We start from the raw sequence: 12,417 nt of genomic DNA on the forward strand, positions 1-12,417 counted from the left end.
ACTGGCACAAGTTCTGCTGAAAGTGTCTCATCTTTCAAAAAGCAACTTGTTTTAATCCAGTCACGATTAAAGTGGGGGCAAAGGAAATATTTATAGAAGAATTTTAATCTACATAAAAAGACTCTCCGGCAATATGCCAGAGAGTCTGCAACAAATGGTTACCCGATCATTTCATCAAACAACAGCACGCGTGCCGGTGATGCATCGGTGTTTTGGATTTTAAGAGGTGCTGCCACCATGAAGTACTGACCTGCTTCGATATCTTTGAGTTGAAGGCCTTCCATGATGATGACGCCGCTTCCCATCAGGCTGCGGTGGGTCGGGTGTCCATCCTGGGCTCTTTCAATTCCCAGTGCATCGATTCCCACACCTGAGATTTTCTTCTCAGCAAGGTGTGCTGCAGCGTCTTCCGCTACAAAGATGAAGTCAAAGTTGAATTCAGTATCCCATGAATTCTTCGTTTTGAAGAGGATAAAATCATTCTCTTCGATTTCAAAGCCTTGAATATCCTTCAGGCTGATCTTTTCATCGACCTCTGTTAAATCAAATACTTTAACGGGGCGAACGAGCTTTTCGATTTCGATGGTTTCGATGGTTTCTCCATCGTTGATCATGTGAAGTGGAGCGTCAACATGAGTTCCTGTATGAACATCCATCGAGAGTCTTGACTCCGTCACATGGCCGTTTGTATTCGTTTCGATACTCGGTTGTTTTTCTGGTTTGTTTTTGTAAACGGGCATCCCGTTAAAAATCGGGGCTGTTACGTCATAAATTTTCATTGGTTCCACACCTTTCTTAGCATTGGTCTACATCGAGGTTGGCAATCGGCCACCAGGAGAAGCCGTCTTTCGCCAGCAGATTGTCAGCGGCTTTTGGCCCCATTGAGCCTGCTTCGTAGTTCGGGAATTCTCCGTCACGTGTATGTTCCCATACTTCAGAGATTTTGTCGACAAATGCCCAGGACAGCTTCACTTCATCCCAATGAGTGAAGTTCGTTGCGTCTCCGCGAAGGCAATCGAAAAGGAGTTTTTCATATGCTTCCGGTGTATTCATCCCATCCACGCTTGTGTTGGCAAAGTTCAGTTTCACCGGAGTCGTTTCGATGTTCTGTCCGGATTTCTTCACGTTCAAGTGAAGGGTGATGCCTTCTTCAGGTTGGATGTGAATGACCAGCAGGTTCGGAGCAAGAGGTTTGTCCGGATTGTAATAGAGATTCATCGGGATATCCTTGAACTGGATGACGATTTTCGTTGATTTTGCCTCCATTCTTTTTCCCGTACGGATATAGAATGGGACACCTGCCCAACGGAAATTATCAATCATCAACTTACCGGCAACATAGGTTTCCGTATTGGACTGTTCATCGACGTTTTCTGCTTCACGGTAGCCTGGTAAATCCTGATTCCCAACTTTACCTGGTCCGTATTGGCCACGAACGAAGTAATCCTTGACCTCTTCTTGTTCAAATGGACGAAGTGATCTTAGAACACGCACTTTTTCACTGCGGATTTCATCCGTTGTCAATTTGATCGGCGGCTCCATGGCTAAGAGGGCGACCATTTGAAGCAAGTGGTTCTGAACCATATCGCGCAGGGCCCCGCTTTTCTCATAATAGCGCCCGCGATCTTCTACACCAAGTTCTTCAGAGGAAGTAACCTGGATGTTGGAAATATAACGGTTGTTCCAAAGAGGTTCGAACAGCGCGTTGGAGAAACGGATGACTTCGATGTTCTGCACCATTTCTTTTCCAAGATAGTGATCAATACGATAGATTTGATCTTCAGAGAACGATTCACGGATTTGGCTGTTCAGTTTTTCAGCTGAAGGCAAATCGTGACCGAACGGCTTTTCAATCACAAGTCGCTGGAAGCCATTCGTATCGGTTAATCCTTGGTTTTTCAACTGCTCTGTAATCGTTCCGAAGAATTCAGGAGCCATCGCTAAGTAGAAGACGCGATTTCCTTCTAGTTCATATGTTTCATCCAGCTCATCTGATAAGTTCTTGAGTGCTTTGTATGAATCACTGTTTGAGACATCATTCGGCTGATAATAGAAATGGGAAACAAATTCATCGATGTTTTCGTTGCTGCCTAACGCCTTATGTACCGATGTTTTAACGTGTTCCTGGAATTCTTCATTAGACCATTCCCGTCGTGCTACACCTACAACGGCAAAACGCTTTGAAATTTTCCCTTTACGGAACAAATGATAAAGAGATGGATATAGTTTTCTTTTGGCTAAATCACCAGTCGCTCCGAAGATCGTAATCAGAGATGTTGGTGTTGTTGGATTATTCAATGTCATGACCTCACTTTATCTTGTTGTAACCCTTATTTACGCGTTTCTTCTTATTTAATATCCTATACAATTACTTAATTTTAAAGACTTCTGATTCATTTAGCAAATTATATGCTGAGGACTTTTTCCATGCATTTTCTTGAAAACGTTTTATTGTGTGTGCAAACATCTTCGTCCTTATGTTGGCTTTAATTTTCATTCTTATGACTCCTTTTCCGTGAAAGGGTAAAAAGACGGGGATTATGCTAAAATGGAGACAGAATAGCTCATCTGAGGAGTGAAAGAAGTGGAATTGTTATTTTTAGGTACGGGTGCCGGTGTGCCTGCCAAACTCCGCAATGTGACCAGTATCGCACTGAAGTTATTGGAGGAACGTGGTGCCGTGTGGCTCTTTGATTGCGGGGAAGCGACACAGCATCAAATTTTACATACAAGCTTAAAACCGAGAAGAATCGAGAAGATTTTCATCACCCACCTGCACGGTGATCACATCTACGGATTGCCTGGGCTACTTGGGAGCCGTTCATTCCAAGGGGGAGAATCGCTACTGACGGTGTATGGTCCGAAGGGGATCAAAGAGTATATTGAGGTATCCCTCTCCGTCAGCAGGACTCATCTTCAATACCCACTAGAAGTGATGGAAATCGAGGAGGGTGTCGTCTTTGAAGACGATGGCTTCCGTGTAGAAGCAATGGAGCTTGATCACGCACTGCCGACCTTCGGATACCGTGTGATTGAAAAAGATAAGCCTGGTGTTCTGCAAGTGGATCAATTACGGGAACAAGGGGTTGGGCCAGGTCCTCTGTATAGGCGGTTAAAATTAGGGGAAACGGTTCTTCTGGAAGATGGAAGGGAGATTCATGGACAGGATTTTCTCGGGCCGTCGATTCCCGGACGGGTCGTCACCATTTTAGGGGATACAAGGATTTGTTCTAATGCAGTGGAGCTTGGGAAGTGTGCGGATGTCCTGGTCCATGAAGCAACCTTTAACAGGGATCAGGAAGACATGGCCCGGGAGTATTTTCATTCCACGACGAAACAAGCAGGCGAAACGGCCCTGAGAGCCGATGCCAAGCGTCTCTTCCTGACCCATATTTCTTCCCGCTATGCCAAGGAATCATGGGAGGAACTGGAGAAGGAAGCAAGGGACGTCTTCCCTGAAACGTATATAGCAAGGGATTTCTTAGAGTATGTCATACCTATAAAGAAGTAGGGGTGAGGAAATGAAGACGATTTACGTTGTGCGTCATGCGAAAGCAGAAGGGCAGCCGATTCAGGCTCCTTTAACGAAAGAAGGGGAATGTCAGGCGGTGCGATTAGCGGCATTTTTAGAAAACCGTTCTGTCGAGGCGATTTATTCAAGTCCGTTCGTAAGGGCAGTAAACACCATCACCCCCTTTGCCGAACGTTCCGGCCTAAGAATTCAGCAGGACGACCGACTGGGGGAAAGAGTACTGAGTGATCAAGATCTTCCCGATTGGATGGAAAAGTTGAAGATGAGCTTCGAGGATTTTTCCTTATCCTTACCTGGTGGCGAGTCCAATCATATGGCGATGGAGCGGGCGAAATCCTTTATTGATGAAGTAGTGAAAAAGAAAGAGGACAGAATCGTTTGTGTGAGTCATGGCAATTTAACGACGCTGATTTTGAGGTTATTTGATGAACGCTATGGTTATGACGAGCTGTTTGCTCTTTCGAACCCGGATGTATATGTCGTAGAAATAGAAGAGAGGAGTGCCTCTGTACGACGTATTTGGGAGTAGGGAAGTTTATTATAATGGCTGTTTTCGTAAACATTGTTGCTTTTGGATGTAGAGAGTAGTGGTTGGTTTCCGCTCCAATCAACTGTCTAAGCATAAATGTTTCAGTAATACCAGTGTAAACGTCAGAATAAATTACACCAACTCTTTTTTTCTTGTAGTTGAAGTGACCAATTATAGTAAATAGTACTTATATTCTTCTTAACTGATATTCATGAACCATTTTGCTCAGTCAATACTTGCTACATTAGAGGGGGAAGGGAACTGTGGAGACTCCTACGGAAAACGGGCGTGCCGAGACCCCGGAAGCGTTTTTTGCTGAGGAGGCTTGGCCGAACGACCGTGGAAAGCGGAGCAGTTCCCTTCACCCTCTTCCGTACACTTAGGTGACAGAGCTTTGCAAATCATAGTCTGTGCAAGAACAACAATCTTTGCGAAAAGAGCGTAATAAATAGACAAATGGGGTCCATATTCTATGAAAACATTTACATTTGAAAATATCTATAATCCGGGTCATTTGATAGCAAATAATGCACTCTATCAGCACATACATTATCCGGAAATGTTGACGAGGTATGATAGTAACTTCCTGGAATTCATGAAACAGCCGACTCTTGACGAGTTCCAAGAGGCCGCCCGTTTCTTGAGGGGATTTCATCAATCGAAAGGTCAGAAACATGTAAAGTTTCTTTTTCCTCAAGACCAAAAGCCTTCAGAAGAACTGATGGACTATTTTAAACAAGAGGGATTTGACGTCGGATTCAATGAACTTTATTCCATTGATCCGGATCGATTTCCATCAGTGGGTGTGAATCCTGACATCGAAGTCATGGAAGTGACCAAGAAGGAATTGAATGATTACCTTGCTTTTCAGTACGAACAGGATTTGGACTATGGCCCGGACTTTGCCGATCAAAAGGTAAACATGCATAAGCGTAATTTTGAAAATCCCCGTATCATGCAGGTACTTGCTTTTTATAAGGGTGCTCCTGCCGGGTCCGTGGATGTAATCATTGAAGAAGATTCTGCAGAAATCGACGGATTGATGGTTCACGAAACCTTTCAAAAGAAAGGAATCGGCAGCAGACTGCAACGATTTGTCATGGACCGGTTCCCTGAAAGGAACGTCATTCTGGTTGCGGACGGGGAAGATACGCCGAGACTGATGTACCAAAAGCAAGGCTACACTTGTTTAGGTTTTCGGTATGAAGTGCTGAAGGTGTTTAAATAAAAGGGAGCGCGGAAACCTGGGGTTCCGCGCTCTCTTTTTTTCTTCTGATTGACCATTACCATCCGCGCTCATACTGTTTAGGTGCTTCGATCTCCACGCCTAATTCTTTCGCTGCCGTTCTTGGCCAGTAGGGGTCACGCAGAAGTTCGCGTGCAAGCAGGACCAGGTCGGCCCGTTCATTTTGCAGGATTTCTTCCGCCTGAATGCCGGTTGTAATCAGTCCGACCGCTCCAGTATCAATGCCTGCTCCGTTCTTGATGGTCTCTGCAAGCTTCACCTGATAGCCTGGAAATACCGGGATGCGTGCCGGTACGAGGGCACCTGAGCTTACGTCGATCAAATCGACACCTTGTTCTTTCATCCACTTTGCAAACACCACATAGTCCTCGACGTCTAAGCCTTCGTCGTTATAATCCTTTGCAGAAACTCTGACGAGGAGGGGGCCGTCCCACACCTGCTGGATCCCGTCAATGATTTTACGGAGGAAGCGGTAGCGATTTTCTGCAGATCCGCCATATTCATCCGTTCGTTTATTGGATAAAGGGGAGAGGAACTCATTGATGAGATATCCATGGGCTCCGTGAATCTCGATTACATCAAAGCCCGCTTTCTTTGCTCTTTCGGCTCCCTTAATGAAGGCGGTGACAGTTTCTTCTATGTCATTCGCTGACATTTCCACCGGTGTTTTCATCTCATCGTTAAATGGTAGTGCAGAAGGTGCCAGGATATCGCCTTCAAGAACGGCTTTTCTTCCTGCATGGGCAAGCTGGATACCCGTCTTTGCCCCTTGCTCTTTCATCAGATCTACTAATTCTTTTAAACCTTCAATGTGTTCATCATCCCAAATCCCTAAATCTTGTGGCGAAATTCTTCCCTGTGGCGTAACCGCCGTTGCTTCTTGGATGATGAGTCCAACTCCTCCGACCGCACGGCTTGTATAGTGGGTGTGATGCCAGTTTTCGACTTTTCCATCTTCATTGTGGGAAGAGTACATGCACATTGGGGCCATGACGATTCTGTTCTTCAGTTTAACATTTTTAAGCATATATGGCTCAAATAATTTTGCTTTCATCTTCGATCACCTTCCAGGCCTCATTTATTTCGGGTTTCTAAATAGTCATACACAGTGATTATATCAACTACATTTTTGCCCGAAAAGAAATGTGCTCTATTTTCTTTTTTGCTTCAAGTCCTTCAATGGATAAATCGTTCCACGCCATTCAATGCCTCCCCGCTTGAAGGTTAGAAATGTGGCTCTTGCTATGGAATAGATGAATATCATGGCGGTTACGGGCAGGGTAAGAAATAGGGTGGGAGACTCGTTCGTCATTTCCTTTATCACTTTCAGGTAGGTGATGCCGATGAAGAAGACGATCAGCAGGCTGATCGCCGAAATGAGCGGATCTCCTGAGAATAACGTCAAGAATGGCAGTATTGTGGAACAGAATACGCCCGCCATGGCAAATGATACAAGCAGGATAGAGTAATGGAGACCGGCAAACGTATTTTTCTCAAGGCCTTTAAAGGCTTCGTTCAACGAGTGGTACCATTCAACTTCGAGGGACCTTAGGGCAGTGAGAAATGCCTGGCTTTTCCCCCTTTTTTTTATAATGATGCCGAGCTGCAGATCATCGTCGGGCATATGTTTGAGCTTCTCATGTGTTCCGATCTCCTCGTACGCTGAACGGGTGACGAGATTGAAGGCGCCGATTCCCATCCCTGTCTTAGAGGAAGGATCATTTGCTTTCCAGGGTCGCTTATAAAAGGCAAAGCCGAATAAAAAGAATGCAACAAAGCTTTTTAGCCAGAAGGTTTGTGACTTGATGCCGGGAGCCAGTGTCAGGTGGTCGAGCTTCCGTGATTGTAAGACCGCTACCGCCCTGGAAAAGGTGGATGGATCTTTATAAAGGATATCTGCATCGGTAAACAGGATGAGGGACCCTTTTGAGATCCCGTATCCTTTAAATAAAGCGTGGTTCTTTCCAAGCCATCCTGCTTCCAGATAGTCGATGTGAAGTATTCGGATCCTCTTGTCCATTTCGGCTAGTGCTTCAAGCTTCTCCGGTGTCGAGTCCGTTGAACGGTCATTGACGAGAATCCATTCAATTCGGCTATAGTCCTGCTTCAGCTGGGATACAATGCTTTCTGTGATGGTTTCTTCCTCATCCTTTGCAGGCACAATAACAGAAAGAAGGGGTCCATTATCCGTTACCGGTAATTCTTCAATGGACGTAAGCTTTGAAAGGCCTCTCCACACATCGATGGACAGGACGATCCAGACGACTAGGACAGCTGATAGTAAGATGAGTAGGAAATTCATGTGCGTCGACCTTCTTTTTTGCTTTGATTGTACCAATGATAATCGTTGTTGGCGATCACTGGTGGGCTCTTCATCTATTTTTTCATAGATTGCTTTTTTAATTCACTGCCTAGCACCTGTGAGCGGTTCTTTGCCGAAGTAATACATTGAAAGAAGGCTTCTTTTACTTGAAAGTCTTCAAGGGCAGCGATTCCCGCTTCGGTCGTCCCCCCTGCGCTGGTTACGTTATTTCTTAATTCCACTGCTTCTAATCCGGATTCGGATAGCATGGCGCTTGCTCCGGCAATCGTCTGGGTGACAAGACTTTCGGCAAGATCCTCTTCCAGTCCCAACTCTACTGCAGCATGTTTCAGTATTTCGGCGACATAATAAATATAGGCCGGGCCGCTCCCCGACAGAGCCGTGATGAGGTCCAATTTCTCTTCCTCCACTTCCGCTGCGATGCCGACAGATTGAAAGAGTGTCTTCGTCCACTGCTTTTGGGAATTTGAGAGGCTGTGATTAAATGAGACGGCCGTTGCCGATTTTCCCATGGCTGCACTTGTGTTCGGCATGGCTCTTGCAATCGCCCCTTTAAAGGTGAGTTTGTCGCTGATATGTTCCATGGTGATGCCCGCCAGTACAGAAATGATCAGCGTGTGTTCAGAAAGGTAAGGGGTGATGGATTCTGCTGCCTCATGAAAGTCCTTTGGTTTCATGGCAAGGACAATCACATCATATTCCTCCTCCAGATTCACCTTCCGAACACAGAATTCCTGCATGATTTCATTTAATCGCTCCTTGTTGCTCCGGTTGGTTACATACACTTCGCCGCTATTCAATACGCCTGCCTTCAATGCTCCGCCCATTAAAGCATGAGCCATCGATCCCGCTCCTATAAACAAGGTTTTCATTCCCTTATTCCTCCTTTATTATGAAAAAAAAGCAGACCCTCTCATCCTCAAAGGACGAAAGGGTCTGTCTTCCGTGGTACCACCTTGTTTTGTCCAAATTCAATGATGAAGATGGACACACTCGAAGTCCATTAACGCTGGAACACGTTCTGGTTTAAGACGCTCAAAAGGCAGGTTCACGAATAGAGAGGACGACGGGACCTTTCAGCCGGTGGACCCCGATCTCTTACATCTTCTATTTCATTACTAATCTTTATCATCGCTTTTTCTTGTATCAATATGTAAAGTGGATGTAGACCAAATGGATATTATAGGTGATTATCTTTGAAAGACAGCTTATCTGTCAAGTGTTTATTTCAGTATATTCAATCATTTTAAAAAATGACATCAGACAGGAAAAAATGTACACTAGATAATGAAGGGTCATTCATTTTTTTGGAAATGACTTACAAAACGGGAAGGGTACCGTATTTCAAGGCTGTACCCTTTTATTATGAAGAATGTGGTGAAAATATGACAACCTTAGTGAATGATATTGCGAAACTCACACTCTCCACACCATTTGCCGTAGGAGATGTGAACGTTTATTTAGTGAAGGGGGACGCCTTGACATTGGTGGATGCCGGCCCCCTTACAGATACCGCCTGGGGACAGCTCACTGAGCAATTATCCCTTTTAGGATATACGCCTCAGGATATTGAACAAATCGTCCTGACGCATCATCATCCCGATCATGCAGGATTGCTTGACCGTTTCTCACGCTCCGTCACAGTGTATGGTCATAGATATAATCGATTCTGGCTCTCCCGTGACCAACATTTCCATGATGTATACGACCAGTTTTTCTTGCAGTTGGCGCTGGAATCAGGGCTGCCTCATGAGTATTTCGCAGCCATCCCGAAATTCAAGAGTCCCCTGAAGTTCATGGGAAACCGGAAGTTAGATGTGGAGATAAGGGAAGGGGATGCCATTCCTGGAATGGTAGGGTGGTCGGTCATAGAAACCCTCGGCCATGCCCAGAGTCACCTATCCTTTTACCGGGAAAGCGATGGTGTATTGATAGCAGGAGATCACATACTCGCATCTATTTCACCCAATCCCCTCATTGAACCGCCATTTGAAGGAGAAATCGCACGTTCGAAGCCATTGTTGCAGTACAATGAATCATTAAAAAAGCTTTTGGATTTTCCGGTTTCCCTTGCTTATACAGGGCATGGAGATAATATCATGGATGTACATGGATTAATTCCAAGGAGATTAGGGAAACAGGATGAAAGAGCACAAAGTGTACTGGAAATGATCCGTGGCAACCGAGTGACGGTCTTTGATATATGTAAGAGGTTATTCCCTTCCGTGTATCGGAAGGAGCTTGGCCTGACACTGTCCGAAACGATCGGGCAATTGGACTACCTGGAATCCCTTCATGCTATACGAAAAGAAAAACACGAAGGAATTTATTATTATTTTGCTTAGAAAGATGTGACCTTACATGAACAGAAGAATCAAAGGAAAAACGATTGTCATTACTGGTGCCTCTGGAGGAATCGGAGAGCAAATGGCCATCAAGGTGGCAGAGAATGGCGGGAATCTTGCATTGATTGCACGTCGCGCTCATCTGCTTCAAGCATTGAAGGAAAAGCTGACAACAAAATATAAGTGTAAAGTGGAAGTGTATCCATTAAACGTAACGGATTACGATCAAATCCCGGATGTCTTTCATTCCATCCTCCAGGAATTTGGATCGATTCATGCCTTGATCAATAATGCCGGGTATGGGATTTTTCAAGAAGCGCACGAAACCTCCTTTCAAGATGTGAAAGGGATGATGGATGTAAATGTTCTTGGACTTATGGCATGTACTGGGGAAGTCCTTCCCCATATGCGTGAACAAGGCTATGGACATATCATAAATATCGCTTCTCAAGCAGGCAAGTTTGCGACCCCGAAATCAAGTGCATACTCAGCTTCCAAGCATGCTGTCCTGGGATATACTAACAGTGTAAGGATGGAAGCCAAACGGTATGGGGTAAAGGTGACGGCTGTAAACCCGGGTCCGATCGCCACGGACTTCTTTTCCATTGCCGATGAATCCGGGACATATGTGAAGAATGTGCAGAAGTTCATGCTTGATCCCGCTTATGTCGCTGATACTGTGGTGGGTGCCCTCTTCACCAATAAGAGGGAAATTAACCTGCCCCGGTGGATGAATATGGGCAGCAAGGTTTATCAGTTGTTTCCATCTTTTGTCGAAAAAGTAGGAAATAACCTTTTTTTCAAAAAATAGTGAAACCAAATAGTGCCGTTAATCGTCTAATTCTATAAGGGGGGAGTCTATGAAGAAATGTTTGACTGTTCTGATACTTTGTTTCTGTTTATTATTTACCGGCTGCGGGCCTTCATCTGTCAATTCATCTCAGGATAGTACAGATTTCATAGGCTTTGTGACCCGTATGGAGAACAACGAGGTGCTGATCAATGATATTTGGTTTTCATTCGATCAACAAACTGTCATAATGACAGATCAAGATAATAAGCTACATAAAGAAGATATAGAATTGGGCAAGAAAGTGAATGTGACCTTCAATGGGGAACTTCAGGAATCGTATCCCAGGAGAGCTTCAGCGGATCAACTTGTATTCCTGACAGACGAGCAAAGCAAAATCGAAGAGGCTGTCGTGCAATTAGTCATGAGAGATCCCCGGTTTTCACAGGTTGTCATCCAGTCCATCGAAAAAAATCCTACGGGCTTATATTCCTTACGATTCAAAGATCTTTCCATCGACCGGGATGTCCACGTCATAGTGAATGTCGAAAATGAAAGAGTCATTGTCCCGATACATACTTCAACAAAATGACAAAGAAGAAAGCGCCGATGAGGAATCGGCGCTTTCTTCTTTGTGTCCGCGTGTCTGCTTTTCAAGATTAAACCCAACGAAAGAAGGGTATGCATCAGGGAGTGGGAACTATTTTAGGTTTTTCCAGTCGAAACGGCTAGAATTCCTGTTTCAGAGGAAAACTATGATCATTGTCGGAAAAAGGATGTGGATGTATGATAGGGATTCTTTTAGCCCTTATCCCTGCGGTCGCGTGGGGAAGTCTTGTGTTTGTAAGTGTAAAGCTCGGTGGGAATGCCTACAGCCAGACGGTTGGGATCACGGTTGGGTCATTGCTGTTTGCGATCGGCGTCTTCTTCATTAAATCCCCGGAATTAACGCTATTCGTTTGGGGGATCGGCTTTATTTCCGGCGTCTTCTGGGCAGTCGGGCAAGTGAACCAGCTTGCAAGTGTAAAATTCATCGGTGTTTCGAAAACCGTCCCGATTTCAACAGGAATGCAGCTGATCGGAACCACGCTCTTTGGCGTATTGGTATTTAAAGAGTGGAAAACGACTGAAACAATCATCCTTGGAAGCGGGGCGGTCTTAGCTCTTATCATCGGTGTCGTTATGACATCATTCACCCAAAAATCTGAAGGGGATGAAGATTCTCAACTGAAAAAAGGTTTATTGACGCTTCTTCTTTCAAGTTGTGGATACATAGCCTATGTCGTCATTTTAAGGTGGTTTGATATTGATGGATGGGAAGCAATCTTGCCTCAGGCGATCGGTATGTTCATCGGAGCCGTCGTCATCACATTCAGGCATAAACCATTTAACAAATATACGATTCGGAATATTTTAACCGGACTCATGTGGGCATCAGGGAATCTCGGACTGCTGCTTGCCCTTCCACGTATCGGGGTCGCGACAAGCTTTTCCCTTTCCCAAACGGGAATTGTCATTTCCACCCTTGGAGGTTTGTTTTTCTTAGGAGAAAAGAAATCGAAAAAGCAGATTCTCCTCGTCATAGCCGGATGTGCTCTAATCATTATCGGCGGTGTTCTATTAGGCTTCACGAAAGAATAAGGAGGAATGGA

12 protein-coding genes are annotated in these 12,417 nt (G+C 44.9%); 7 read left to right on the forward strand and 5 right to left on the reverse strand.

Annotated elements, in window-relative coordinates; all coding sequences use genetic code 11:
- Nucleotides 1-158: 158 nt before the first annotated feature.
- Nucleotides 159-779 carry a cyclase family protein gene (locus LCL96_RS04710; RefSeq protein ID WP_224940281.1) on the reverse strand — a complete coding sequence of 207 codons (621 nt, stop codon included), beginning with the start codon at nucleotides 777-779 and terminating at the stop codon, nucleotides 159-161.
- A 16-nt stretch (nucleotides 780-795) separates the two neighbouring features.
- Nucleotides 796-2,298, reverse strand: coding sequence for a glucose-6-phosphate dehydrogenase (gene zwf / locus LCL96_RS04715; protein WP_224940282.1), 1,503 nt, complete (start codon nucleotides 2,296-2,298; stop codon nucleotides 796-798).
- Nucleotides 2,299-2,584: 286 nt separating this feature from the next.
- Here zwf and rnz point away from each other — a divergent pair, with 286 nt between their 5' ends.
- From rnz to LCL96_RS04730, 3 genes are all read left to right on the forward strand, one after another.
- On the forward strand, nucleotides 2,585-3,511 hold the full coding sequence (rnz, locus tag LCL96_RS04720; protein ID WP_224940283.1) for a ribonuclease Z: 927 nt from the start codon (nucleotides 2,585-2,587) through the stop codon (nucleotides 3,509-3,511).
- A 10-nt stretch (nucleotides 3,512-3,521) separates the two neighbouring features.
- Nucleotides 3,522-4,061: a histidine phosphatase family protein gene (locus tag LCL96_RS04725; protein ID WP_224940284.1), complete on the forward strand. Its 540-nt coding sequence runs from the start codon at nucleotides 3,522-3,524 to the stop codon at nucleotides 4,059-4,061.
- A gap of 472 nt (nucleotides 4,062-4,533) precedes the next feature.
- Complete coding sequence (locus tag LCL96_RS04730; RefSeq protein WP_224940285.1) at nucleotides 4,534-5,289, forward strand: GNAT family N-acetyltransferase; 756 nt, start codon at nucleotides 4,534-4,536, stop codon at nucleotides 5,287-5,289.
- Nucleotides 5,290-5,344: 55 nt separating this feature from the next.
- On the opposite strand, the gene namA is transcribed toward LCL96_RS04730, so the two are convergent.
- The 3 genes from namA to proC form a co-directional block, all read right to left on the reverse strand.
- Nucleotides 5,345-6,361, reverse strand: coding sequence for an NADPH dehydrogenase NamA (gene namA, locus LCL96_RS04735; protein WP_224940286.1), 1,017 nt, complete (start codon nucleotides 6,359-6,361; stop codon nucleotides 5,345-5,347).
- Between the two features lie 96 nt (nucleotides 6,362-6,457).
- Nucleotides 6,458-7,609 carry a glycosyltransferase gene (locus tag LCL96_RS04740; protein WP_224940287.1) on the reverse strand — a complete coding sequence of 384 codons (1,152 nt, stop codon included), beginning with the start codon at nucleotides 7,607-7,609 and terminating at the stop codon, nucleotides 6,458-6,460.
- 74 nt (nucleotides 7,610-7,683) lie between these two features.
- The gene (gene proC, locus LCL96_RS04745; protein WP_224940288.1) at nucleotides 7,684-8,502 is read right to left on the reverse strand and encodes a pyrroline-5-carboxylate reductase; all 819 of its coding nucleotides are present in this window, start codon (nucleotides 8,500-8,502) and stop codon (nucleotides 7,684-7,686) included.
- 513 nt (nucleotides 8,503-9,015) lie between these two features.
- Here proC and LCL96_RS04750 point away from each other — a divergent pair.
- From LCL96_RS04750 to LCL96_RS04765, 4 genes are all read left to right on the forward strand, one after another.
- Nucleotides 9,016-9,975 carry an MBL fold metallo-hydrolase gene (locus LCL96_RS04750; protein WP_224940289.1) on the forward strand — a complete coding sequence of 320 codons (960 nt, stop codon included), beginning with the start codon at nucleotides 9,016-9,018 and terminating at the stop codon, nucleotides 9,973-9,975.
- A gap of 16 nt (nucleotides 9,976-9,991) precedes the next feature.
- Nucleotides 9,992-10,786: an SDR family NAD(P)-dependent oxidoreductase gene (locus tag LCL96_RS04755; protein WP_224940290.1), complete on the forward strand. Its 795-nt coding sequence runs from the start codon at nucleotides 9,992-9,994 to the stop codon at nucleotides 10,784-10,786.
- 49 nt (nucleotides 10,787-10,835) lie between these two features.
- Nucleotides 10,836-11,357 (forward strand): DUF3221 domain-containing protein, encoded by a 522-nt coding sequence (locus tag LCL96_RS04760; protein ID WP_224940291.1) that lies wholly within the window; start codon nucleotides 10,836-10,838, stop codon nucleotides 11,355-11,357.
- A gap of 197 nt (nucleotides 11,358-11,554) precedes the next feature.
- On the forward strand, nucleotides 11,555-12,406 hold the full coding sequence (locus LCL96_RS04765; protein WP_224941294.1) for a GRP family sugar transporter: 852 nt from the start codon (nucleotides 11,555-11,557) through the stop codon (nucleotides 12,404-12,406).
- Nucleotides 12,407-12,417: the final 11 nt, after the last annotated feature.

Source organism: Rossellomorea aquimaris, from assembly GCF_020172085.1.
In the GTDB taxonomy this organism is placed as follows: Bacteria; Bacillota; Bacilli; order Bacillales; family Bacillaceae_B; genus Rossellomorea; species Rossellomorea aquimaris_E.